General features: G+C 43.1%; 24 protein-coding genes. 17 read left to right on the top strand and 7 right to left on the bottom strand.

What is annotated here, in order from left to right; all coding sequences use genetic code 11:
* Positions 1-114 precede the first annotated feature (114 nt).
* The 12 genes from MTO98_RS27410 (at position 115) to MTO98_RS27355 (ending at position 13,582) form a co-directional block, all read left to right on the top strand.
* Positions 115-630, top strand: coding sequence for a T9SS type A sorting domain-containing protein (locus tag MTO98_RS27410; protein ID WP_243482172.1), 516 nt, complete (start codon positions 115-117; stop codon positions 628-630).
* A 503-nt stretch (positions 631-1,133) separates the two neighbouring features.
* The gene (locus tag MTO98_RS27405) at positions 1,134-1,745 is read left to right on the top strand and encodes a fumarylacetoacetate hydrolase family protein (protein ID WP_243482171.1); all 612 of its coding nucleotides are present in this window, start codon (positions 1,134-1,136) and stop codon (positions 1,743-1,745) included.
* Positions 1,746-1,747: 2 nt separating this feature from the next.
* Positions 1,748-3,469, top strand: a complete 1,722-nt coding sequence (locus tag MTO98_RS27400) for a M23 family metallopeptidase (protein WP_243482170.1) — start codon at positions 1,748-1,750, stop codon at positions 3,467-3,469.
* 13 nt (positions 3,470-3,482) lie between these two features.
* Entirely contained in the window at positions 3,483-3,944 is a 462-nt protein-coding gene (gene bcp / locus MTO98_RS27395; protein WP_243482169.1) for a thioredoxin-dependent thiol peroxidase, read from the top strand.
* A 52-nt stretch (positions 3,945-3,996) separates the two neighbouring features.
* Positions 3,997-4,842 (top strand): transketolase, encoded by an 846-nt coding sequence (locus MTO98_RS27390; RefSeq protein WP_090531971.1) that lies wholly within the window; start codon positions 3,997-3,999, stop codon positions 4,840-4,842.
* 99 nt (positions 4,843-4,941) lie between these two features.
* Entirely contained in the window at positions 4,942-5,907 is a 966-nt protein-coding gene (locus MTO98_RS27385; RefSeq protein ID WP_243482168.1) for a transketolase family protein, read from the top strand.
* A 31-nt stretch (positions 5,908-5,938) separates the two neighbouring features.
* Complete coding sequence (locus tag MTO98_RS27380; RefSeq protein ID WP_091221884.1) at positions 5,939-6,493, top strand: RNA polymerase sigma factor; 555 nt, start codon at positions 5,939-5,941, stop codon at positions 6,491-6,493.
* 51 nt (positions 6,494-6,544) lie between these two features.
* The gene (locus tag MTO98_RS27375; protein ID WP_243482167.1) at positions 6,545-7,582 is read left to right on the top strand and encodes a hypothetical protein; all 1,038 of its coding nucleotides are present in this window, start codon (positions 6,545-6,547) and stop codon (positions 7,580-7,582) included.
* A gap of 17 nt (positions 7,583-7,599) precedes the next feature.
* Positions 7,600-8,106 (top strand): hypothetical protein, encoded by a 507-nt coding sequence (locus MTO98_RS27370; protein WP_243482166.1) that lies wholly within the window; start codon positions 7,600-7,602, stop codon positions 8,104-8,106.
* Positions 8,107-8,423: 317 nt separating this feature from the next.
* Complete coding sequence (locus MTO98_RS27365) at positions 8,424-9,620, top strand: aspartate aminotransferase family protein (protein ID WP_243482165.1); 1,197 nt, start codon at positions 8,424-8,426, stop codon at positions 9,618-9,620.
* A 680-nt stretch (positions 9,621-10,300) separates the two neighbouring features.
* On the top strand, positions 10,301-12,577 hold the full coding sequence (locus tag MTO98_RS27360) for a glycosyltransferase family 4 protein (RefSeq protein ID WP_243482164.1): 2,277 nt from the start codon (positions 10,301-10,303) through the stop codon (positions 12,575-12,577).
* Positions 12,578-13,582: a glycosyltransferase family 4 protein gene (locus MTO98_RS27355; RefSeq protein WP_243482163.1), complete on the top strand. Its 1,005-nt coding sequence runs from the start codon at positions 12,578-12,580 to the stop codon at positions 13,580-13,582.
* A gap of 241 nt (positions 13,583-13,823) precedes the next feature.
* Here MTO98_RS27355 and MTO98_RS27350 read toward each other — a convergent pair whose 3' ends face one another.
* From MTO98_RS27350 to yihA, 5 genes are all read right to left on the bottom strand, one after another.
* Positions 13,824-15,527 carry a M3 family oligoendopeptidase gene (locus MTO98_RS27350; protein ID WP_243482162.1) on the bottom strand — a complete coding sequence of 568 codons (1,704 nt, stop codon included), beginning with the start codon at positions 15,525-15,527 and terminating at the stop codon, positions 13,824-13,826.
* Between the two features lie 153 nt (positions 15,528-15,680).
* On the bottom strand, positions 15,681-16,601 hold the full coding sequence (locus MTO98_RS27345) for an NAD-dependent epimerase/dehydratase family protein (RefSeq protein ID WP_243482161.1): 921 nt from the start codon (positions 16,599-16,601) through the stop codon (positions 15,681-15,683).
* Between the two features lie 252 nt (positions 16,602-16,853).
* Positions 16,854-17,459, bottom strand: coding sequence for a Crp/Fnr family transcriptional regulator (locus MTO98_RS27340; RefSeq protein WP_243482160.1), 606 nt, complete (start codon positions 17,457-17,459; stop codon positions 16,854-16,856).
* Positions 17,447-18,301 (bottom strand): UbiA-like polyprenyltransferase, encoded by an 855-nt coding sequence (locus MTO98_RS27335; RefSeq protein WP_243482159.1) that lies wholly within the window; start codon positions 18,299-18,301, stop codon positions 17,447-17,449. The genes MTO98_RS27340 and MTO98_RS27335 overlap by 13 nt, the downstream gene beginning before the upstream one ends.
* A gap of 13 nt (positions 18,302-18,314) precedes the next feature.
* Positions 18,315-18,938: a ribosome biogenesis GTP-binding protein YihA/YsxC gene (gene yihA, locus MTO98_RS27330; protein WP_243482158.1), complete on the bottom strand. Its 624-nt coding sequence runs from the start codon at positions 18,936-18,938 to the stop codon at positions 18,315-18,317.
* Positions 18,939-19,086: 148 nt separating this feature from the next.
* Between yihA and MTO98_RS27325 the strand changes: the two genes are divergently transcribed.
* Positions 19,087-19,575 (top strand): VOC family protein, encoded by a 489-nt coding sequence (locus MTO98_RS27325; protein WP_243482157.1) that lies wholly within the window; start codon positions 19,087-19,089, stop codon positions 19,573-19,575.
* Between the two features lie 220 nt (positions 19,576-19,795).
* On the opposite strand, the gene MTO98_RS27320 is transcribed toward MTO98_RS27325, so the two are convergent.
* Both MTO98_RS27320 and MTO98_RS27315 read right to left on the bottom strand, forming a co-directional pair.
* Entirely contained in the window at positions 19,796-20,533 is a 738-nt protein-coding gene (locus tag MTO98_RS27320) for a DUF1080 domain-containing protein (protein ID WP_243482156.1), read from the bottom strand.
* A 24-nt stretch (positions 20,534-20,557) separates the two neighbouring features.
* Positions 20,558-21,928, bottom strand: coding sequence for a Gfo/Idh/MocA family protein (locus MTO98_RS27315; protein WP_243482155.1), 1,371 nt, complete (start codon positions 21,926-21,928; stop codon positions 20,558-20,560).
* Between the two features lie 356 nt (positions 21,929-22,284).
* Here MTO98_RS27315 and ubiE point away from each other — a divergent pair, with 356 nt between their 5' ends.
* The 4 genes from ubiE (at position 22,285) to MTO98_RS27295 (ending at position 25,500) form a co-directional block, all read left to right on the top strand.
* A complete protein-coding gene (ubiE, locus tag MTO98_RS27310) occupies positions 22,285-23,016 on the top strand; it encodes a bifunctional demethylmenaquinone methyltransferase/2-methoxy-6-polyprenyl-1,4-benzoquinol methylase UbiE (RefSeq protein ID WP_208864852.1) in 732 nt (243 codons plus the stop codon).
* Positions 23,013-23,747: an outer membrane beta-barrel protein gene (locus MTO98_RS27305; RefSeq protein WP_243482154.1), complete on the top strand. Its 735-nt coding sequence runs from the start codon at positions 23,013-23,015 to the stop codon at positions 23,745-23,747. Before ubiE ends, MTO98_RS27305 begins: the two co-directional genes overlap by 4 nt.
* A gap of 386 nt (positions 23,748-24,133) precedes the next feature.
* Positions 24,134-24,892, top strand: coding sequence for an SDR family oxidoreductase (locus MTO98_RS27300; protein ID WP_243482153.1), 759 nt, complete (start codon positions 24,134-24,136; stop codon positions 24,890-24,892).
* Between the two features lie 158 nt (positions 24,893-25,050).
* Positions 25,051-25,500 carry a GatB/YqeY domain-containing protein gene (locus tag MTO98_RS27295; protein ID WP_091172583.1) on the top strand — a complete coding sequence of 150 codons (450 nt, stop codon included), beginning with the start codon at positions 25,051-25,053 and terminating at the stop codon, positions 25,498-25,500.
* Positions 25,501-25,627 lie beyond the last annotated feature (127 nt).

Below are 25,627 nucleotides of genomic sequence, written 5' to 3'. Positions count from 1 at the left end.
ACAATACAATAAGGCAGTGCGTTTTGTTAAAAATTGTTAAAAAGTTTTACAAAAACATTAACTATTTAATAGGATGAGGGCATTATTTATACTTTTGTAGAATCATACTAAATAATGAGGCGAAATTTTACATATTCTTATGTTTACACCTACACATGGGTCGTGATAATTGCGATGGCAATTTTCATGAACTTCGCCTTTGTAGTTGACGGTCATACGCTAAAATCTGATACTGTATATCTTAGGGGTAAAAATAAGGCTGCTAAAACTTCCTATTTAAAAAACGGATTACATCTTTCACTTCCGCCGTTGAAACCCGCTGTTACTTCAAATGTAAAATTGAACGTGTCAAGGCCCGACGATAAGTTATTAAGTGATGTACAGTTATACCCAAATCCGGTTACGGATCAAATCAACCTTAAATACTCTATATCCCGTAATACCAATGTTACCATTAAAATAATGGATGTTTTAGGTAACGATATTTCCACTCTGTTTTCGCAAAGGGTTGAATCCGGCGATCATAATCTGAATTATCCCATCAGCAATAAGCTGGTTCGCGGCTTTTACTTTGTACGCGTAGTAGCCGGTACGGAATCGGTTATCAAAAGGATCTCTGTTATTAATTAATAAATTTTTAGTTTCTTAAGCTATTTTCTCGCGGTTATTTGTGTGTTATTAACAACTAAGCAAAAAAAAATGTCATTGCGAGCGCAGCGCGGCAATCTCGTCGCAATGCATGTCAGCCCTGTATAGCTACGAGATTGCCACGTCGCACCAAACGCTTTTGCCCATGCCGCTCCTCAATGACATGCTACACCGTTGTTGGTGTTTTTACTACAGGTGTTACGAAGATTTTTTTAATTCCCTCCCTTGGGAGGGGAGCGGCTGAAATGTGCGTTGGCTGGGAGGGGTTTATGCGTCATTAAAGCAGATAGGTTTGGCGGATAAACCCCTCCCTACACCCTCCCAGGGGAGGGAATCGCACAGCCCCTCGTTTTTTTAATTCTTCCGAACACCTGTGGTAACAACACCAACAACGGCATTGAAAACGTCAAATAATTAATACAAGCTCACAAACCTTCCCCCAAACCCATCAAATTTTTTAGCTTTGGCGTTTATAGCGTTCATTTATGAAAATTATAGCCATTGGCCGCAACTACGCCGAACACGCCAAAGAACTTAATAACCCGGTACCTACTACGCCGGTTATCTTCATGAAGCCCGAAACGGCTTTGCTGAAAGAAAATAAGCCTTTTTATCACCCCGATTTTTCGGAAGATGTGCATCATGAAATAGAGCTGGTTTTAAAGATCAGTAAAGAAGGCAAGCACATCAGTGAAAAATTTGCCGCCAACTATTACGAGGAAATTGGTTTAGGGATTGATTTTACTGCCCGCGATATTCAGGCCCGTCATAAAGAGAAAGGTTTACCCTGGGAATTAGCCAAAGCTTTTGATGGTTCGGCACCCATTAGTAATTTTGTGCCAAAGGCTAAGTTTGAGTCTGTTTATGATATCAATTTTAAACTGGATATCAACGGCGAAACCCGACAGCAGGGTAATACCCGCGATCTGCTTTTCTCGTTTGAGAGTATCATCGCGTTTGTTTCAAAATACATCACCCTAAAAAAGGGCGACCTAATATTTACCGGCACCCCACCGGGTGTATCAAAAGTGAAAATTGGCGACAGGCTTGAGGGATACCTTGAGGATGAAAAAATGCTCGATTTTTACGTTAAATAAGCATGATCAAAAAACTATTGGTTACAAGTGCAATGTGTTTGGCGCTTTATTCAAACACGTATGCACAGAATAATATCATACAAAGCAGGCAGTATCCTCAAAACTATTTCAGGTATCCGCTTGATCTTACGCCACCTACTACCGCAGGCTCATTTGGTGAGTTAAGACCGTCGCATTTCCACTCGGGGTTGGATTTTAAGACTAACCAGCGTACAGGTTATCCTGTACATGCTGCTGCCGAAGGTTATATATCAAGGGTGCGCGTGCAGTTTGGCGGGTTCGGCAGGGCTATTTATATTACCCATCCCAACGGTTATACCACTGTTTATGGCCACTTGCAAAGCTTTAGTCCGGCGGTAATTGAACTGGTTAAAAAATACCAGTATGATCATCAAACTTACGAAGCCGATTTTAACCTGACACCAACCCAGGTGCCGGTAAAAAAGGATGAGGTTGTAGCTATATCGGGTAATGCAGGTGCATCCGCAGGGCCGCATGTGCACTTCGAGATCAGGGATAGCAAAACTGAAGAAACCATCAATGCGCAATTGTTTGGTTTAACCATTCCCGATAAAGTACCGCCTACAATTACCTCTATCGGTATTTACCACCTTAACGGCAAACCCTTTAGCGAAAAAACACCTAAAGAGTTTTTAGGCGTTACCGGCTCTGCAGGTAATTACCACCTTATTAAACCGCAAACACTGGAATTAAGCGGTAATATCGGTTTTGGCATCAATACCACCGATATGAACAGCACTTCGTTTAACCATAACGGCGTATATTCTATCGAATTAAAACTGGATGGCAAAACAGTATATACCTTTGCGGTTGAGCGTTTCGCGTTTGATCAAACCCATGCAATTAACGCTTATATCGATTACCCGGCCTTTGAATCATCGCGCAGGTGGATGCAAAAGTGCTTCATCCTTCCCGGCAGCCGGATTTCACTGTACCCGCAATCGGTAAACAATGGCATCATTACCTTTGACGACAATGCTACGCATGATGTAGAATATGTGGTGAAAGATGTGGCAGGCAATACATCATCGCTTAAGCTAAAAGTTAAATCATCACCATTTACCAATCCGCAGCCAGTAAAGCCAACCGGTACCATGCTTTATTATGATAAACGCAGCGAGTTTAGTAACGATAAAGTTAAGGTGATCATTATGCCCGGCAACCTGTATGACGATCTTGATTTTCAGTATTCAGCATCGGCTAAACCTGTAGGAGCTTATTCGGCTATGCACCATATCCATAACCGTTTAACGCCTATTCATGACAGCTATGAGATCTGGATCAAGCCCGATGTTGATCTGGGCAAATATGCCGATAAGGCGGTTATTGTGAGCTCGTGGGGTGGCTGCCAGGGTGGTTACTTTAAAGATGGGTATGTGATATCGCAGGTAAGTGCCTTTGGCGATTATTATATTAAGATTGATACCGTACCGCCTGTTATTCATCCGCTCAATATCAAAAACGGGAGCAATATGAAGGCCGCACGAAGCATTAATTTCAGAATGAGCGACAATTTATCAGGAATTAAAAGCTATACAGGCACTATCGACGGCAAATGGGTGCTGATGGAGCACGATTATAAAAGTAAAATATTAAGTTACACCTTTAATGGCGATATTGCGCCTGGTAAACACGTGTTTAAGTTGGCTTTAGTTGATAACAAGAATAATTTTTCGGAATTTACCGCCGATTTTTACAGATAAGTACCTATAAATCATGACAACATTAAAAGAAGGCGATAAAGCACCCGCTTTTACCGCTAAAGACCAAAACGGTAAGGAAGTATCCCTTGCCGATTACAAGGGCAAAAATGTGATCCTTTATTTTTATCCAAAAGATGATACCCCCGGTTGTACTGCCGAATCATGCGATTTCAGGGATAACTATCAATCGCTTTTAAGTAAGGGTTTTGAGGTGATAGGTGTAAGCACCGACGATGAAAAATCGCACAAAAAATTTGAAACCAAATACAGCCTGCCATTTACCCTGATAGCCGATAATGAGCTTAAAATTGTTGAAGCTTATGGCGTTTGGGTTGAGAAGAATATGTATGGCAAAAAATACATGGGTACCGCACGTACCACATTCATAATTGATGCAGAAGGAGTTATTACACACGTGATCAGTAAGGTTGATACCAAAAACTCGTCTCAACAGGTACTTGATCTTGTAAAATAAGTGTTAAAAACACAATCAAAATAACTACTTTAGCAGTTCCTAAATTCCATTAATGAAAGCAGACTTACAAACTTTAGAAAAAACCGCGTCACAAATAAGGCGCGACATTGTACGCATGGTACATGGCTGTCAATCAGGCCACCCGGGCGGCTCGCTGGGCTGTACCGATTTCTTTACCGCACTGTACTTTTCGGTAATGAACCACGATCCTAAATTCAATATGGACGCTGTTGGCGAAGATATTTTCTTCCTGTCAAACGGCCATATTTCGCCTGTGTTTTACAGCACACTTGCACATGCTGGTTATTTTGATAAAGCCGAACTGGCAACTTTCCGTAAACTGAATGCTCGTTTACAAGGTCACCCAACTACACATGAGCACCTTCCTGGTATCCGTATTGCTTCGGGTTCATTAGGTCAGGGCTTATCGGTAGCTATTGGTGCTGCACTTGCTAAAAAATTAAACGGTGATAAATCATTGGTGTTTACCCTGCATGGCGATGGCGAGATCCAGGAAGGCCAGATCTGGGAAGCAGCAATGTTTGCTCCTCACAATCATGTTGATAACCTGATCTCAACTATCGATGTTAACGGTCAGCAAATTGATGGTCCAACCAAACAGGTACTTTCATTAGGCGATCTTCGTGCTAAATGGGAAGCTTTTGGCTGGGATGTACTGGATATGAAAGGCAATGATATGGCTGATGTGGTTAGGGTGCTTGAAGAAGCAAAAAGCCGTACAGGCCAGGGCAAACCGATCATGATCCTGATGCATACTGAAATGGGTTATGGTGTTGACTTTATGGTGGGCAGCCACAAATGGCACGGTGTTGCGCCAAATGATGAGCAGCTTAAACTGGCTTTAGATCAGTTAGAAGAAACACTGGGCGATTATTAATCCCCCGGCCTCCGTTGGCTAACGGAGGAGTTAGAAACATCAGTTTAATTTATCACGATTTAATGCCATTCCCTCGCGGAAGCAAAGGGAATTTGAACAATGAAAAAATACACTTACACAGATAAAAAAGATACCCGCTCGGGCTTTGGTGCCGGGTTGCTGGAAGCAGGCCAGAAAAACGACCAGGTTGTTGCCCTTTGTGCCGACCTTATCGGTTCGTTAAAAATGAACGATTTTATTAAAGCATTCCCTGAGCGTTTTGTACAGGTGGGTATTGCCGAAGCCAACATGATCGGTATTGCTGCCGGTATGACCATTGGCGGTAAAATTCCTTTCACCGGTACTTTCGCAAACTTTTCAACCGGCAGGGTTTATGACCAGATCCGTCAGTCGGTAGCTTATTCAAACAAAAACGTTAAAATTTGTGCTTCACACGCCGGTTTAACTTTGGGTGAAGACGGTGCTACCCACCAGATCCTGGAAGATATCGGCCTGATGAAAATGTTACCGGGCATGACCGTTATCAACACCTGCGATTATAACCAAACAAAAGCTGCTACTGTTGCTATTGCTGAGTACGACGGCCCGGTTTACTTGCGTTTCGGCCGCCCGGTTGTTCCTATTTTTACCGATCCTGATCAAAAATTTGAAATTGGTAAAGCATGGATGGTGAATGAAGGTGCTGATGTAAGTATCTTTGCTACAGGTCACCTGGTATGGCAGGCTATTTTAGCAGGCGAAATTTTGGCTGAACAGGGTATCGATGCTGAGATCATCAACATCCACACCATTAAACCGCTTGATGAAGAGGCTATTTTGAAATCGGTTGCTAAAACAGGCTGCGTAGTTACTGCCGAAGAGCATAACCGCCTTGGTGGTTTAGGTGACAGTGTTGCGCAGGTACTTGCGGTACACAACCCTTCGCCACAGGAGTACGTAGCTGTTAATGACAGCTTTGGCGAAAGCGGTACACCTGAACAGCTGATGACCAAATACGGTTTAGATGCCGAACATATTGTGGCCGCAGTTAAAAAGGTGATAGAAAGAAAAAACAAAAAAGGTTAATTAAACCTTTAACATTAATAAAATTCTAAAAATGTCGGTACAGGTTGAAGATTCAGAGATATTAAGCAAATTCCAGGACGAAAAAACCCGGAATGAGGCGTTTAACCTGTTGTTGAAAAAATACCAGCAAAAAATATACTGGCACATCAGGCGCATGGTTGTTGATCATGACGATGCCGATGATTTGGTTCAGGATGTTTTTGTAAAGGTTTGGAAAAACCTTGCCGGTTTCAGAAACGACGCGCAACTGTACACCTGGATGTACAGGATAGCATCCAACGAATGCATTACTTTTTTGAATAAGAAAAAACAAAAGAATAATGTTTCGTTGGATGATGTTGCTTACGAGCTGGCTGATACACTGGCCGACTCAACCTATTTTAACGGCGACGCAGCGCAGCGTAAACTGCAGGAAGCACTGCTTACCCTGCCCGAAAAACAACGGCTTGTTTTCAATATGAAATACTATGAAGACATGAAGTACGAAGAAATGTCGCAGGTTTTGGGTACCAGCGTAGGGGCTTTAAAAGCTTCTTTTCACTTGGCAGTCAAGAAGATAGAAGCTCATTTGCTTGGTCACGATTAATTTTTTAATTTACGTTAAACCTTTTAGCACAATACCAATCTATAGTTGTGTATGAAAAGCGATATGGACAATAGGGAATGGCTGGATGATTTCATCGCGCTGAAACAGGTTAGCAAAACTAACCCGTTCACAGTGCCTGACGGCTATTTCCATGAGTTAGCGCAGCACATTACAACACGCATAAGGCTTGAGGGATTAAAGAACTATCCATCTGCAGGGTACACGGTACCTGAAAATTACTTTGACGAGCTACGCAGCAATATCCAGAGCCGTATAAATATTGAGAGTGCTTTTAGCGCCGGTGATTCGGGGTTTACCGTTCCCGAAAATTATTTTGATGAGCTTAGCAGCAATATTCAAAGCCGTATTGTGGTTGATGAAGCCATGGATGCGGGCGAGGGTTTTACGGTGCCCGAAAATTATTTTGACGAACTGAGCAGCAATATTCAAAGCCGTATAACGGTGGAGGAGGCTATGGGCGATGAGGGTTTTACGGTTCCTGAAAATTATTTTGGCGAACTGAGCAGCAATATCCAAAGCCGCATTGCGGTGGAGGAGGCCATGGGCGATGAAGGCTTTACTGTTCCTGAAAACTATTTTGAGGAGCTAAGTGCCAACATTCAAAGCCGCATTGCGGTTGAGGAAGCCATAAACATGGAGCACGAAGGTTTTGAAGTGCCTGCAAACTATTTTGATCAGCTTAGCCAGCGTATCCTTGATAAAACAGTTAATGCCGAAGTTGAGGAGGAGCAGGAAGCAGATAACGTTGTAAGCATTAACAAAGCCAAACATGTACAGAAAAAAAGCATGATAAGGAGGCTTTGGTCTTCACCAACCATCAGGTATGCTACAGCGGCTTGTTTTGCACTAATACTTGGTGTAGGTGTTATTTTCAGGGCAGATCTGCAACCGGCAGATCATAACCATTCTTATTTACATGAGCAGGTATCATCAGTTCCGGTTGATGAAATTAAAAGTTACCTTCAGCTGCATATGGATGCAAGTGACACCCGTACACTGATGGATGCTAATCAAAAAAGTAATACAAGTAATGCAGACGAAGATCTGTCGGATTATATAGATAATTAAACAGAGGAAAACATTTAATGAGTAAATTTATCAGGCATATTTGTATTGTGTTATTTGTTATGGCTATGGGGTATGAAGCTATGGGACAGGTTAACCGCTTTGTTCCGGCTCAAACACCTTCAAGGCCCGAGCTTAATCCCGTTCGGCCTAATGGCAACAAAAAGGGCAATATGGGTAAAAGGCTGGAAGCGGCCCGTAACAGGTATATCAGCCGCCAGCTTGATCTTACAGATGAAGAGGCGACCAAATTTTGGCCGCTTTATAATCAATATCAGCAGGAACTTACTGCTGTGCGTATCCTGAAGCGTTTAAACAACTCAACTTCGTCAACCAACGGCACCGAACAAATAGATAAAGAAATTTATTACGAAAGCCAGCTGGTTGGGATCCGTAAACGCTATCGCGATTCTTTTTCAAAGATCCTTCCACCCGAAAAGGTAAGCATCCTGTACAAAAGCGAGCAGGAGTTTAACGATGAGCTCATCAAACAACTCAGCGAACGCAGCGAAAGAGCGGGAAATTGAGGTTAGTGATTAGAGGTTGGAGTTTAGAGATTAGTTGTTCTAACTTATCTTAAAAATCAAAGTATTTTAAATATCATTTACAGATGGATTTTCGTCCATCTGTTTTAGTTTATCTTTGTTGGTGAATCTAAGTAACCGTCATTGCGGATCTAAGACTTACGAAGTTTTCAAAACTTCGTAAGTCTGGATTTTACTACTCGTCATTGCGAGGCACGAAGCAATCCTCTATAAGCAGAGCCGCTCTGTATAGTTCGCGATTGCTTCGTACCTCGCAATGACGGTTTGGATTTTAACACTTTTGAATACAACTTAACAACATGCCAACTCTTCGCCAGCTTTTTTTAGCCAATAACGCACAAACCACCAATTTTCCTTTATTGCTTGAATTTGAGCGTGCCGAAGGTATTTATATGTACAATGCGGAGGGCAAGCCGTATATCGATCTGATATCGGGTATTGGCGTAAGCAGTTTAGGGCACAGCAACCCTTATGTTATTGATGCCATAAAACAGCAGGTTGATAAATATATGCACCTGATGGTTTACGGCGAATACGTGCAAACACCGCAGGTGCGTTTTGCCGAAAAGCTTGTTTCTGTATTGCCGGATAATTTGCAATCGGTATATTTTACCAATTCGGGTGCCGAGGCGGTTGAAGGGGCTTTAAAGCTCGCTAAACGCTTTACCGGACGGCAGCAGGTTGTTGCCTGCCTTAACTCATATCATGGCAGTACGCATGGCGCATTGAGCGTTATGGGCAATGAAGAATTTAAGCAGGCTTACCGGCCCTTATTACCGGGTGTAAATTTTATCCGTTTTAATAATCCGGAGGATCTTGAACTTATCACCGAAGAAACTGCCTGTGTAATTATCGAAACCATCCAGGGCGAAGCAGGGATCCGCGTACCGGATCTTGCCTATATGCAGGCTTTACGTGCCCGCTGTACCGAAACGGGTACACTGTTGATACTGGATGAGATCCAGGCGGCGTTTGGTCGTACAGGTAAGCTTTTCGCTTTTGAACATTTTGATATTGTTCCTGATATTTTGCTTTTGGCAAAAGCGTTAGGAGGGGGCATGCCAATAGGGGCATTCATTTCATCAAACCAAATCATGGATGCATTGAAAGAAAACCCAATTCTTGGTCACATCACTACTTTTGGCGGGCACCCGGTATGTTGTGCAGCAGGTTTAGCCGCCTTGGAGTACCTGCTGGATAACGACCTGGTATCTGGCGTAGCCGAAAAAGAGACTTTGTTTCGTGAATTGCTTGTACACCCCGCTATACACCAGGTGCGGGGCAAGGGCCTTATGATGGCCATCGAGTTGGAAAATTTCGATCTCAATAAAAAAATAATTGACCGCTGTATAGAAAATGGTGTTATCACCGATTGGTTTTTGCATTGCAGCAATTCCATGCGTTTAGCTCCCCCGCTTATTATTACGCATGATGAGATCAGGAAGGCTTGTGATGTGATCATTGAAGCGGTTGATTATTATAGTAATAATAAATAGAAATCCGTATCCCCGCTTCCTCAAGGTACTTTACGAATTTAAGTTAATCCGTAAATTGTTTTGTCGCTTAACGGCAATGCGCCTTGTTTTGCCCCTCTGGGGCAAAGGATATTTTTATCCTTTTTTATGCTACAAACCTTTTGCACCTCTGGTGCATTTGTCCTGGTACAAGTGAGTACATCTCAATTAATACCTGTTTTTTGAATTGTAAAATCCCCCAGAGGGGGAAAAGGTTTGTAGAAATCACGTCGCGCCCTTACCAGAGCCCCAGAGGGGTTCAACGTACTACTCAATTGGCAATAACCATTTGGCTATTATTTGTGGATTAACTTGAACTCGCAGAATACCCCGAGGTTGTCCGCTTTGTATTGCCAGCCAAATTATAACCGAAGCAATCGGTTATTTTTACGTATCTTAACATGATTTAACATCACTGCTCTCTTCTAAAAGAAAGTAACGATTAAGTTACTTTATAAAATACCCACCGTCAAATTTTAGTTTGAGTTAAAATGGTATGGTTTGTGCATTTATAGTAATAGCTATGAAAATGCCGCAAGAAATGCTGTAATCGCAATAAATAAGGTCACTTCTGCCCATTTAAATAGTCAGGCGTTTATACAATTAATTAAAAAATTGTTGAGCCTTGAATTCAAAAACTTGCATCTATATACAATCTACTTATGAAAATAGCATATATATCAACCTATCCCCCACGCGAATGCGGTCTTGCAACATTTAATAATAATTTGATGCGGGCCATAGGCTCAAATTTTCCGGATAGGAAGACATTGCTGCAAAACGGTTTTGTTGTAGCACTTAATGATTCGGAAAATCTACAGGAATATGAATACCCGGAGGAGGTAAAATATGTTATCCGCCAAAATCATCAAAAGGATTATATCCGGGCCGCAAATTATGTCAATACAAGCGATGCCGATGTTTGCATTATGGAACATGAGTTTGGCATTTACGGTGGAGAAAGCGGCATTTATATCTTGCCGCTCATCAATCGCCTCGAAAAGCCGCTAATATCTATTTTACACACAGTATTAAAAGATCCAAGCTACGTGCAGCGTATCATCATCAGGGAGATAGCCGAACAGTCATCAAAGATTATTGTGATGAGCAAACGTGCTGTTGAATTTCTGACCAATATTTACGAGATCCCTGCCGATAAGATCCAGATCATAGAGCATGGCGTACCTGATGTAGAAGCTCCTGCCGAAAACCCGGTTAAGAACTTGTCGTCATTTAAAAACAAGAGAGTGATGCTCACCTTTGGTTTGCTGAGCCGTAACAAAGGTTTGGAAACCGTTGTAAAAGCACTTCCCAAAATAGTTGAGAAGCATCCGGATGTTATGTACGTGGTATTAGGTAATACGCATCCTGGTGTGATTAAAAATTCGGGAGAAGAATATCGTGACCATTTGAAATCGCTTGCTGCCCAGTTGGGGGTATCAAAAAATCTGGCTTTCATTGCTAAGTTCGTGTCCGAAGAAGAGCTGGTGAATTACCTCACTGCTTGTGAGATCTATGTAACCCCGTATTTAAATGAGGCACAGATCACCAGTGGTACATTATCATATGCGGTGGGTGCAGGAGCAGCCGTAGTATCAACACCATATTGGCACGCTACTGAACTGCTGGCCGATAAACGAGGTCGCCTATTTGATTTTAAAAATTCAGATGCATTGGCCGATACAGTTATTGAGCTGCTTGACCAGGACCGTGTACTGAAGGAATTAAAAGAAAACGCGTATCAATATGGGCTGCATCTGCGCTGGCCGGTAATTGGGGCTGAGTTTATTAAAGTAGCACAGGAATCATTGGTTCGTTATGACTTTAGCGATAAGATTCTGCGCAATAGTATTGTTGATCCCGAGATCCTGCCAAAATTCAGTTTAACTCATGTATTGCGTTTAACTGATGATACAGGGATTGTGCAGCATGCCAAATACGGCATTCCAAATCTGAAAGAAGGTTATTGTTTGGATGATAACGCCCGTGCCCTCATCATGGCGCTGATGGCTTATCAGCGTAACGGGAGCCGCGAGGCATTTGAACTGCTGCCGATATACCTGAGCTACATACACTACATGCAAACCGACGATGGTAACTTCCGCAACTTCCTGAGTTTTGACAGACGATATCTGGATGAGGTAGGCTCGGAGGATTCATTTGGCCGTACCATTTGGGCGCTTGGCCATTTGATTGGCTGTGCGGCAAGTAACTCGTACCGGGAGTTTTCGTTAGAGATCTTTCATAAATCGGTACCACATTTTGCAGCGCTGAAACATTTAAGGGGAATGGCCAATACCATAATTGGTATCAGCTTATACCTGCAGGTTTACCCTACAGATGAGGGCATGGTGAAGATCCTGGCTAACCTAACCCAGCCATTGATAGATGCCTACAACAATACACAATCTGACGACTGGCAATGGTTTGAGGAGAAAATGACTTACGATAACGCCATTCTTCCACTTGCATTGTTGCATTCATGTGAAATAACGGGTAATGAAGAAGCCAAGAAAATAGCTTTGGCAACCATGGCTTTCCTCGATCAGCTTACGCTTTCGAACGGATATTTAAGCCCTGTTGGTAATGATGGCTGGTATTATCGTGGAGGTACATTCCCTACATTTGATCAGCAGGCTATTGAAACCATGGCTATGGTGCTGATGCATTTTCAGGCTTATCAAACATTCAGGATTCCGCAATATATTGAAAAAATGTTCCTGAGCTATAAATGGTTCCTGGGCGAAAATACGTTACGTGCACCATTGTATGATCACGAAACCAAGGGCTGTTGCGATGGATTGCTGCCCGGCGGCATAAACCGTAACCAAGGAGCCGAAAGTACGCTGGCTTATCTGATATCGCACCTCACTGTACTGAAAGCATTCGAGCTTGAATACGAATACAATAAATACGGTCAAAAGCTGCAGATCTGCTAAATGAAAGTAGCTGTATTAGCCCCTGTTGCCTGGCGCACACCGCCCAGGCACTACGGGCCCTGGGAGCAGATAGCATCAAACATAGCCGAAGGTATTATCAAACTTGGGGCCGAAGTAACACTTTTTGCCACAGGTGATTCGATAACCGCAGGAACACTTGATGCCATTTGCGCCACTGGTTATGAGGAAGACAGAACGCAGGATGCTAAAGTGCTGGAATGCCTGCACATCAGTAACCTGATGGAAAAAGCAAGCCAGTTTGATATCATCCATAATAACTTTGACTTTTTGCCTTTAACATATTCGGGCTTGATCAAAACTCCGGTGATCACTACCATACATGGTTTTTCATCGCCGAAGATCATCCCGGTTTATAAAAAATACAATAGCAGGGGACATTATGTATCTATCAGCAATGCCGACCGGAGCCTTGAGCTTGATTATTTAGCTACGGTTTACAACGGACTTGATACCCGTGATTTTCAGTTTTATGAACAGCCGGATGATTACCTGTTATACTTCGGCCGGATCCATCCTGATAAAGGCACTGCTGAGGCGATTGAGATCGCCAAAAAGAGTAAAAGAAAGCTGCTGATAGCTGGCATAGTGCAGGATGCTAATTATTTTAAAGAAAAGATAGAACCGCAGTTATCTGAAGAGATTGAATATATAGGTCATGCCGGTCCTGATAAACGGCGGGAGCTTTTGGGAAAAGCCTATGCTTTATTACACCCCATCAGCTTTGATGAACCTTTTGGTTTGAGTATAGCCGAAGCCATGCTTTGTGGTACGCCGGTTATTGCCTTCAACCGCGGTTCGATGCCCGAGTTGATCAAAGATGCACAGACAGGCTTTTTAGTTAATACGGTTGATGAAGCGGTTGATGCTGTTGATTGGCTCGATCAGATCAGCAGGGCTGACTGTTATGACTGGGCAAACTCACAGTTTTCAAGTGAAAAAATGGTGAGGGATTATTGGGCGTTGTATAAAAAGATATTGGGGTAAAAGAAAAAGCTGCCGCGGGTTTAGCGCAGCGTAACCCGTGGTGTAACATAATTTGGGCTTTCAGCCCAAGTAGATAAAGCTGAAAGCTTTAACCATAGCCAACCACGGCAAGTAATTAAAACAATGTCATTGCGAGCGCAGCGTGGCAACCGCATGCTATACAGGGCGGCCTTGCTTCCGTGCGATTGCCACGCTGCGCTCGCAATGACATATTTGATGAGGCGCTTTTGAAGCGAATATCTTAATTCAACTTATCCAACTCAGCCTTAACAAACTCAGCCAACTCTTTTACATAAGCCGCGCTGAAATCAAATTTGATCCCGGCGGTTTCATAAATTTCCTTGATGGTTTTGGTATAGCCTAATTTAAGGGCGTTAAGATACTGCTGCAAACCTTTTTCAGGATTTTCTTTGTAGTTTTTCCAAACAGCGATAGCACCTAACTGGGCCATTCCGTATTCAATATAATAAAAAGGCACTTCGAAAATGTGCAGTTGTTTTTGCCACAAGTTAGCCAATGCTTCTGGATGCTCGCTCCAATCGGCAAAGTTTGCGCCGAAAGGTTCAAAGATCTCGATCCAGGCAGTTGTACGGTCGGCATCGGTATGATCGGGGTTGGTATAGATCCAGTGCTGGAATTGATCAACCACAGCTACCCATGGAAGGGTTTTCAATACGTCGACCAGTTGATCGCGTTTGGCGCGTTTAAGGTCTTCCTCGTTATCAAAATAAACATTCCAGTTATCCATCGAGATCAACTCCATCGACATAGAGGCCAGTTCTGCAACTTCAGACGGGCAATGTTTAAAATCGTTCAGTTCCAGGTCGGCGGTAAGGAAAGTATGAACCGCGTGGCCACCCTCATGTACCATCGTGGTTAGGTCGCGGAAAGTGTTTGCCGAGTTCATGAAAATGAACGGTGCACCGGTTTCGGCCAGCGGATAGTTGTAACCACCCGGGGCTTTACCTTTACGGCTTTCCACATCAAACAAACCGTTATCCTTCATGATCTCCAAACGCTCGCCCAGATAACGGTTAATATTGCTGAAGCATTGGATAGATTTTTCGATCAGGTCCTCGCCATTTTGAAACGGTTTAAGAGCTGGTTTGCCTGAGATATCTACATCCATATCCCATGGCTTAAGAGCAGGCAAACCTAAAGCCTCGCGGCGTTTTTCGGCTTGAGCTCTCAGGATAGGGACTATTTCAGTTTCAATAGCGGCGTGGAAGGCATAGCAATCCTGTGGCGTGTAATCAAAACGGCCTAATGCCTGGAACATGTAATCGCGAAAGTTTTCAAAGCCCGCGTTTGTGGCTACTGTATGGCGAAGCTTGCGCAGGTGATCAAAAAGCTCATTCAGCTTTTCTTTGTCCTGCAAACGGCGGTTGGTGATCTTTTCCCAAACTTCCTGGCGTTTGGCCCGGTCGGTACCTTTTAAAAATACGGAAGCCTGCTCTAAAGTAAACTCCTTATCATCAATATGGACAGACATGGCACCGGTGGTCGACTGGTACTTCTGCTGCTCCACCTGGATCTCGGTTTGTACCGGGATATTTTCCTCGCGGAAAAGCTCCAATGCTTTTTTTACGGCGCGGAGGAAGATGAAATATTTCTCGCCGTCCAGTTGGTCAACATATTCGCTGGCAACCAGCTTTTTGTTTAGCTCGTTGCTGAATGGGGCAATTTGGGGCTCAATTTCGGTAGCAAAATATTGGAATTTTTGCAGCAGTTCTTCGCTGTTCGTATCGCAGGTCATGCGGATGTAGCGCCAGGCAAAATCTTCTTCTAAAGCCGCCTCAAGTTCGCTTTTATCGCGCAGCCATTTCTCCAGTTCTTCAACCGAATTAATAGGACGATCAAGCAGTTCTTTATAAAAAGGTTCAAGCGTTTCCCATTTAATATCGAGGGAAGCGGGAATATATGTTCTTGTTTTTTTGTGGATCATGATTTTTAGATGTGCAGATATGCTTATGTGCAAATGTGCAGATTATGGTTGGAGATGTGCAAATAATTAATAAGCTGAAAGTAAAAAATCCGCAAGATGCGATTACAGCCTACGGACTTAAAAACTTAAGACTAATGACTTTGGACTTACGACTTATAAAGTATTCTTCGATATTTCGGTTATACCATCTTCATAGCTTGTTGGTTTAAAATTGAATGCTTTTTCAAATTTGCTGCTATCGAAAATATAGTCATGATCATACTGGTAATACATTTCTACCGTACCCATTACCACTTTTTTAAACAAACCAAACATCCATAGCATTACTTTATTAACGCGTGTATATTTTGGCTCAACTTTATAAACCCTGGCGGCAATATCTAAAAACTGTTTACCGGTGATGGCTGGCGGGGTAGGGAGGTGCCAGATCTGGTTGCCGCTATCAGGATCCTGACCAAGCATGAACATAGCTTTACCTGCGTCGGGCACATAAATAAAATTGTGTTTACAATTAGGATTGCCTATCCATTGCGCATTCTGCTTTTTTGCGTAATTGCTCAGCACCATCATGTCAATAAAACTGTTTATCGGAGCACCATAAAAATCAGGTGCGCGGGCAATGGTTGCGTTGATGTCGCCTGCTTTAACTTCGTCCATGAGCATATTAGCAATGCCTGCACGGATCTCGCCTTTTATGCTGCTGGGTTGGTAAGGTGTATCTTCGGTCATAGCCCCATTAACCAATCCGTACATGTAAACGTTATCAAAAAATATTAAACGTGCGCCGGTTGCTTTGGTAACGTTGATCACATTTTGCATGATCACCGGCCATTGTGCCCGCCAGATGTCTTTGTCGTAAACCAGGCCTGCAACAAGATAAATTACTGTTGATCCTTTTGCTGCCGACAGCACTTCATCATAATTGAGCAGATCGGCTTTTTGCCAGGTTACTTTTGGATTATTATTGGTATTAACCGGTTTGCGGCTAACTAAACGGATGGTTTCGTTATGATTAATTAACTCTTTGGTGAGTGCGTTCGCTACCGGACCGCCGGCTCCTAATATAGTATGCATGATCTTTTTCGTTTTGTGTATAACAAAGGTAGGCGGCCTTTGTAAATCAAAACGTTAACAAAAGATAAGGAATTAGGGAGATTTCGGAATTCGGATGTTCGATTTCGGAATTATTCTGATTTTGGATTTCGGAAGTTCAATTTCGGATTTAGTAGATTTTTGAATTTTTATTTGGCTTTCTGCTTTAAGCCTTCGGCTTTCAGCTCTCCTCAAAAACCTTTATCCTTTCGCCTTTTACCTTTCGCCTCCTTATCAGGCGCTTATCTTCATGATCCTACGCCTAATCCGCGAAAGTGAAACCGGGGTAATGCCTAAGTAATTGGCAATATAATGTTGAGGAATACGGTAAAGGGCTTCGCCTCCTGTTTGTAAAAGATCGCTGTAACGCTCTTCGGGCGATTGGGTGATGAAAGCGGTAATACGTTCTTCGTAACAGATGAGGTAATGTTCGGCTGTTAACCTGCCGAAGCGTTCCATTTTAAAGCCGAGCAGTTCATTCATACAGGCTTGCTGTAAACCTTTATGGCTCAGATTCACTGTAACCGAATCTTCAAGCGCCTGGATATAGTTTGCGGCCGGGGTACGGGTCAAAAAGCTTTTGTATGAGCTCAGCATTTCATCCTCGAAGCTGAAGTAGCCTGTTATTTCCTCGCCGTCCTTAACATGGTAGTAGCGTACCGCACCTTTTACCACCAGGCCGATATGATCGCATACTTTGCCGGCTTCTACGTAAAACCTTTTCTTTTTTAAAGCATCTACAGTTAAGTATTGCGATAAAGCCTGCCACTCTTCGTCAGTAAGCGGAACATATCTTTCAAAATATTCCCGAAACTTTTGGAGGGCGCTTAGTGGATCCATATCCTGTCGAGCAAAAACAATACAGCAAATACCACGCTGGCAATACCGTTGGTTGTCATGAATGCAAAATTAACGCGACTCAGGTCGTTTGGTTTTACAAGCAGGTGCTGGTAGATCAGCATGGCGCAGAAGAATGCGATACCGATGTAGTACAGGAAGCCTACGTGAGTTTCAACAGCTGGCATCATGATAAATATAGCCGAAAGCACATGTAAAAAGGTAGATAACCTTAAGGCATTTAGTTTACCCAAATAAGCCGGGATTGAGTGCAGGTTTTTGCTTCGGTCAAAATCTTCATCTTGCAGGGCGTATATAATATCAAAACCACTTACCCAACAAAGTACAGATAAAGAGAAAAATATGGGTGTAATAGCAAATTGCCCGGTAACCACCAGGTAAGCACCGATAGGGGCAAGCGATAAGCCCAATCCCAATACCAGGTGGCAAAGCGCCGTGAAACGTTTGGTTGCACTATAACCCATCACCACAAATAAGGCTACCGGCGAAAGGAAAAAGCAAAGCCTGTTAATAAACCATGTTGCCGTAATAAACAACAGACAATTGATAATGACAAACGTTAAAGCAGCCCGCGGGCTGATCCTCCCTGCAGGAATATCGCGCTGCTTTGTGCGTGGGTTTTGAATGTCAATGTCCCTGTCCAGATAGCGGTTAAATGCCATAGCCGAATTACGTGCAAATATCATACACAACACCATCAAAACCAGCTTAAGCCAGTCGAAATGATATTCTGTTGTAGTTACCGCCAAAAAGAAGCCGATAAATGCGAACGGCATGGCGAAAATGGTATGGGCGAAGGTTACTAAGGATAAGTATTTTTTCATGGTTTTATTATACTCAGGCCGGAGGGTTGAACAACGGCACTTCAAAGTGCTGATTTATATTACTTATAAATGCCAGGATCTCTTCACGGCCCAGCTGTGTTTCTGATGATGTTATAAAAAATTGTGGCATTTCCTCAAAAGTAGCCAGCATCGCTTTGCGAAATTTAGCTATGTTTTGATCTGTTTTAACTGAAGATTGTTTATCGGCCTTGGTAAATACCAATACAAACGACAGGCCTTTTTCGCCAAGCCAATTGCAAAATTCAACATCTATCTTTTGCGGCTCGAGGCGGCTATCAATCAGTACCATTACACATTGCAGGCTTTCGCGTTTATCCAGGTAGGTATGGATAAATTTATCCCACTTGGCTTTTTCACTTTTTGATGCGCGGGCATAACCATAACCTGGTAAATCCACAATGTACCAGTTTTCGTTGATCAAAAAATGGTTGATCAGCTGCGTTTTGCCAGGGGTTTGCGATGTTTTGGCAAGTCCCTTTTTACCGGTTAAGGTATTGATGAGGGATGACTTGCCCACATTTGAGCGCCCAATAAATGCATACTCCGGTTTTACCGGTGGAGGCAGTTTACTAATCTGGGTATTGCTGCAAATAAAGTCGGCCGATTTTACGATCATTCTGCAAAGGTAGTATTTTTACTTTATGCGCTCACTGTGGTAAAATGCCAACGTAAATAGTGGTTACCTATTTATAAGCTTGTTTTACAATAGGAAAACAAAAAACAGCGCAATAATAGTTAAATTTGATGTTTAAACATGTAATATAATGAACGATTATAAAATACCCGCCCAAACCCGAATTGGCCACGTACATTTGAAAGTAAGCGACCTGCAAAAGTCGCTTGATTTTTATTGCGGTTTGTTGGGCTTTGAAAAGATGGTAATGTATGGCGATCAGGCTGCTTTTATATCTGCCGGTGGTTATCATCACCATATAGGTTTAAATACCTGGCATAGTAAAGGCGCTTCGCCGGCACCGGAATATGCACCGGGCTTGTACCATACCGCAATTTTATATCCTGAAAGAAAAGACCTTGCCGTTATACTAAAAAGGTTAATTGAAGCCCGTTATCAGATCACCGGTGCATCTGACCATGGGGTATCTGAGGCTATCTATCTGAACGATCCCGATCAAAATGGTGTTGAGCTTTACTGGGACCGGCCAGAAGAGCTATGGCCTGTAGATCAGGATGGTAACTTAACGATGTTTACCCGGAGGCTGGATATTGAAGGTTTGCTGCAACTCGCTAATTAACAGATCATAGCAAACAAAAAAACTCATTGCGGGTTATATATTCAACGGGGGATCAAAAGATTATTTCTTTCCCGATCATTGGGAGGTGGAACGGCGAAGCAGTCCCGCTGCCGGCGATATTGCATGGTTGCCTGCTGTTAAGGATTGCTTCGTACCTCGCAATGAGTTTTTTATAAAGATAAACTGTTATACGCGGGTACGAAGCAAAAAGTTATAAATTTTATAACTCCTTTATTTTAATGTTTCTGAAATAGGCTTTGTGCCCGTGATCTTGTAGGGCAATTAAACCTGTTTTGGCATTGCCGTAATCGGGGTAATCCTTCCATTTACCTTCAGCTTTTTTCTTTTTCCAATCTGCGGTCCATGCTTCAAAAGCAATGATTTTTTTGCCATTAAGCCAATGTTCCACATGTCCGTTATTGAAAACAATTTTGCTGGTATTCCAGGTGCCAACCGGCGCTACTTTTTTTAAGGTGTTAGGCAGGTACATGGCATAATCGCAGCCGGTTTTTTGCCAGTCTTCCAGTTTTTCGGGCCAGCCTGCATCATCAATGATCTGGTATTCGGGGCCGGTTTCATAGCTGGCGTGGTATTTCGGATCTTCAACCACATGGTACATCACACCGCTGTTACTGCCTTTATCTATCTTCCATTCCCATGAAAGCTCAAAATTGGTATAGGCTTTATCGCTTACAATGTCACCACCGGTATCGCCCTGTGCTGCGCCAAGGCAAACAAGTGAACCGTCAATAATTGTCCAGTTTTTTACCGGGCCCTTTTTGTTGAAGCCATGCCAGCCTTTTAATGTTTTGCCATCAAAAAGGTTTACCCATCCGCCTTTTGCAGGGGTAGCCTGTTTGGCGGGTTTAGGTGCATGAACAGTAATTGCCGACGTTTGCACGCAAACCAGGCCGGCAGCGGCCAGTACCAAACCAAGCTTTTTAAACTGTTGTTTCATAATAAGGTATTTGCTGTGATGTGTTTATTTTTTAATGAGCTGCATTTTTTCAGGATCCCAGAACATAGGAGTATTGTTGTAATAACTATCATTACATAGCAGGGCAGGGGCTGCTGCACGATAACCGAATATAGCATCTTCGGTTACTTTGCCCTTGTTGCGGATAGCCGTAAAGAAATTGTTCATATGATCATACGGGCCGCCGAGGTAACCTTTATCGGCATCATAGGTGATCTCTTCAGGGGGCAGCATCTTTTTGCGTTCGGCGTAACCGCTTCCGGCTTTTTTTAGCTTGTCAAGATAAAAAGGATCATCGGATGCTAAAACCTTATTGCGTTTTAAGGTCACCTTATCCCAGGTTATATCCATGGAGCCCTCGCTGCCTACCAGTTTAAGATAGGTAGTACCGCTGGTGCCATCCACAAAGTTGCACCTTAAGGAAAGGTTAAAGGCCGGATGTGCCTGGGTTTTGCCATAATCAAAAGTGCCTAAAAGCACATCGGGCACTTCGCGGCCATCGTTCCAGAAACGTAAACCGCCTGAAGCGTAAATTTTATTTGGGCCAACGGAATCAGTGATAAAATGCAGACTTGAAAACAAGTGAACAAACAGATCACCCGCCATGCCTGTGCCGTAATCAGTATAGTTTCTCCAGCGGAAAAAGCGCTTCTCGTCAAATGGTCGTTTTTTAGTATTGCTGATATACGTTTCCCAATCAACAGTTTGGGGCGAGGCATCTTCAGGGATGGGGTACTGCCAAACCTCAAGAGGTGCACGGCGGGCCCAGAAACCTTCGGCATAGTTCAACTCGCCAATAGCGCCGCTTTTTAAAAGTTCATGCGCTTTTTCGTTACCTAATGATGATACGCCCTGGCTGCCCACCTGGAATATCATTCCAGTTTCTTTTTGTGCTTTGATAACTGCGGGGCCTTCGGTGATTGCGTGTACCATTGGTTTTTCGCAATACACATGTTTACCGGCGTGCATGGCATCAACAGAAATTTGCTGGTGCCAGTGATCGGGGGTGGCGATGATCACGGCATCCACATCTTTACGGTTCAGGATCTCTTTATAAACCCGGGTAGTAAAAATGTCGGCCCCCCAACGGGTTTTGGCATCTTTAAGCCTGCCGTCGTACAAATCGCACACGGCTACCAGTTTTACGCCGGGCACCTGCAGGGCGGTGATGGTATCCTGGGTACCCATGCCACCTGCACCAATGAGGGCGAGGTTTACCTGGTCGTTAGGGCTGTTGCCCACAAGGCGTTTTTGGATTGAAAAAGATTTGGCCTGGCTTTGGCTGGCCAGGAGGCCTGATCCGGCAGCTACGGCCGCGGTTGCTGTGGTTAGTTTTTTAATGAAACTACGGCGCGAGGATTCTTGTTCGTCTTTCATAAGGATAAGGAAACAAATTTTAAATGTGATTTACCGGGATCTACCGGCTGTAATTGGTTTTTAAAAATAATGAATTGACTTAACATTTACATAATTAGGGCAACTTAATATCGGGGTATTAACTTCCTGGCGTATAGTTGACTCACCCGGTCTGCGCTTCGCTGGACCACCCTCTCTTCGCCTTCGGCGGAAAGAGGGTAGAAGAAGTAAAAGGAAAAGCCCCTCTTTGCGAAGCAGAGAGGGGTGGCAAGCGCAGCGAAGCCGGGGTGAGTAAACTTGTCAGCCCTGTTTCAGGATTCATTTTCGCCTTTCTTAATATTAAAGCATTCAGCATACAATCACTATCTTTGCCCGCGATGAGCAAAACCATAACACCGTACCATGACGAGCAGGCTACTAAAAAAGAGCAGGTGGCAGATATGTTTAACAATATATCAAAAACATATGATTTTCTGAACCATTTCATGTCGCTTGGTATTGATATCATCTGGCGTAAAAAAGCCATCAACGAATTAAAGAACGACAAACCAAAACTCATCCTGGATGTTGCTACAGGTACAGGCGATTTTGCTTTTGAGGCTTTATCCATCCTGAAACCCGAAAAAATTATCGGGGTTGATATTTCAAGGGGGATGCTTGATATCGCGGAGCAAAAAATAGCTAAGCGTGGTTTAGGTGATAAGTTTGGCGTAAAACTTGGCGATTCGGAAAAATTACCGTTTGAAGGCGCTGAGTTTGACGCAGTGACGGTTGCTTATGGGGTTCGTAACTTTGAAAACCTGGAAAAAGGCCTTGCTGATATCAACCGGGTACTTAAACCAGGTGGGAAAGTGGTGGTGCTTGAATTTTCAAAGCCAAAAGCATTTCCGATAAAACAGTTGTACAATTTCTATTTCAGCTATATTACACCGGGCATCGGTAAGTTGTTCAGTAAAGATGCAAGAGCTTACAGCTATTTGCCCGAGTCGGTAGCTGCTTTTCCTGACGGACAAACTTTTGTTGCTTTGATGGATAAAGTGGGTTTTAAAAATACCAAATGCCGGCCTTTAACGTTTGGTATCTGTTCAATATACACCGGTATTAAATGATTATAAACCGTTACCTGCTTGTAGTTGTACTTATTTTTAGCAGCAATTTATTGCTTGCTCAACGTGCACCTGCATGGGGTGGTGGGGCAGATCAGGAGGACCTGAGTTTTGGTTTTAGCTTTACTTATGTGAGTACCGATTTCAAGATCATCAATCAGCCCGGTTTTCGTAATGCATTTTTGGATGAGAATGGTGTGCAGGTTAAAGGCCCGCTTAACAGCATCAGCTCAAAAAGCACACCGGGGTTCGGCGTAGGTTTTTTAACTCGCTACAGGATCACCGAGCATTTGGAGGTACGCACCACACCATCATTAATTTTTGCGGACAGGGCTTTACATTATTCTTATGTGGACCCATCAGAAGATGTTGACAAAAAAGTGCAAACCACTTCGGTAGACGTTCCGCTGCAATTAAAATTAAAATCGGACAGGCTGGGCGATTTCAGGGCTTACGTTGTAGGCGGCTTGAAATATACGCAGGCCATAGGCTCTAAGAAAAATGCGGATGCCAATCTTGATCTTTCCGAAAAGCTGGTGAAAAACGTAGGCGGTTTTGCGTCGTACGAAGCAGGCTTAGGTTGCGACATATACTTTGAGTTTTTTAAGCTCTCTCCCGAGATCAAGATCTCCAATTCATTGGGCAACGTGCTGATGCGGGAAAATAATCCTTATTCGGCACCGCTTAGCAGGTTGGGGTTGCATACCATTATGTTCAGTTTAATTTTTGAATAGTAGCTTAACTATTCGTTATAGTTTTCTCGCAAAGGCGCTAAGGCGCAAAGCTCTTTTACTTTCTTGGCTTTCTGGCGCTCATTTATAATGAGTGCTTAAAATGGTTTTGCGTTTTTAACGCAATAGGTGATCCCGTTTGGTTGTTAATGCATGGTGCATATTTGACTCACCCGATTTGCGCTTCGCTGAATCACCCTCTCTCCGGCTTCGCGGCAAAGAGGGTAGGGAAACTAAGAATAGCAGCCCCCTCTTTGCGAAGCAGAGAGGGGTGACAAGCGCAGCGATGTCGGGGTGAGTAAAATCCGCGTTCCAAAAACATCCTTACCCACAACCGACAAAATTTCAAACTAAAAAACATAATTTCGCTGTTTAGAGTTATCAAACCTATGAGTAAAATTGCTTTAATTACAGGAGCTACCGCCGGCATTGGCGAGGCATGTGCGCACGTTTTTGCCCGTGAGGGATATAACCTGGTATTAACCGGTCGCCGGTTGGAGCGGTTGGAAAAATTGGCCAAGCACCTGAATGATAAATATAATGTAGAGGTTGCTGTTTCATCATTTGATGTACGTAACCGTGAGGATACCATCAGTAACCTGGAAGCATTACCCGAAAAATGGAAAAAGGTAACCGTACTGGTTAACAACGCAGGTTTAAGCCAGGGACTTGATCCGATCCAAAAGGGCGATATTGACGATTGGGAAACCATGATTGATACCAACATTAAAGGCCTGTTATACGTAAGCCGGGTGGTATCAAACTGGATGATTGCAAATGGTAAAGGCCATATCATAAACCTTGGCTCAATTGCAGGTAAAGAAGTTTATGCCAACGGAAACGTATATTGTGCAACCAAGCATGCTGTTGATGCCTTGAATAAAGGAATGCGGATTGACCTTTTAGCTCATGGTATTAAGGTTACCGCAATACACCCCGGGGCTGTTGAAACCGAGTTTTCGGAAGTGCGCTTTAAGGGCGATAAAGAAAGAGCCAAAAAAGTATATGAAGGTTTTGAACCATTGAAGGCAGATGATGTAGCCGAAACCATTTGGTTCATTGCATCACGACCTGCACATGTTAATATTAACGATATTCTGATCATGCCGACAGCACAGGCAAACGCGGGAACTATATTCAGGGGGTAGTCGATGTGCAGATTTTAGATGTGCAAATTAAAAATTTGATAATTTGTCAATTTGAAGATTTGAAAATGTGAACTACAATAATCTGCACATTTGCGTAGCTGAAATTTGCACATCAAGATTCACTAATTCACTAAATCAATAATTCACTAATTAAGGATATGTCATTAATTACACAAATAGACCAGGACATTAAACTGGCCATGCTTGCAAAGCAGGCAGATCGTTTACAGGGATTACGCGCTATTAAATCGGCTTTGCTTTTAGCTAAAACCGAAAAGGGCGCCGCCGATGAGCTTACCGAAGATGCAGAAATTAAGGTATTGCAAAAGCTGGTAAAACAGCGCAAGGAGTCGGCTGATATTTATAAAGAACAAAACCGGGATGACCTTTACCAGGTTGAGATAGCCGAGATGCTGGTTATTGAAGAATACCTTCCGCAGCAAATGAGCAAGTTTGAAATTGAAGGATATCTGGAAGAACTTATTGGCAGGATAGGTGCAACATCTGTAAAAGATATGGGCCGCGTAATGGGCATGGCCAGTAAAGAACTTGCCGGCAAGGCCGATGGTAAAACAATATCAGAGGTGGTTAAACAGTTATTGGGTTAGGCCCTTGGCATTTAATTATTGCTAAGCTTTTTAAACACTAATGTTGAATTAATGTTAAGCTATTTAATAAAAGCTTAACATTACTACATTGATAAATAATTGCTATACTTGCTAAATGTCGTTCGTA

Origin of the sequence: Mucilaginibacter sp. SMC90, from assembly GCF_022811725.1 — a bacterium.
GTDB lineage: Bacteria > Bacteroidota > Bacteroidia > Sphingobacteriales > Sphingobacteriaceae > Mucilaginibacter.
The sequence above is the reverse complement of the archived record's forward strand: the minus strand, read 5'-3'. Positions and strand labels throughout refer to the sequence as shown.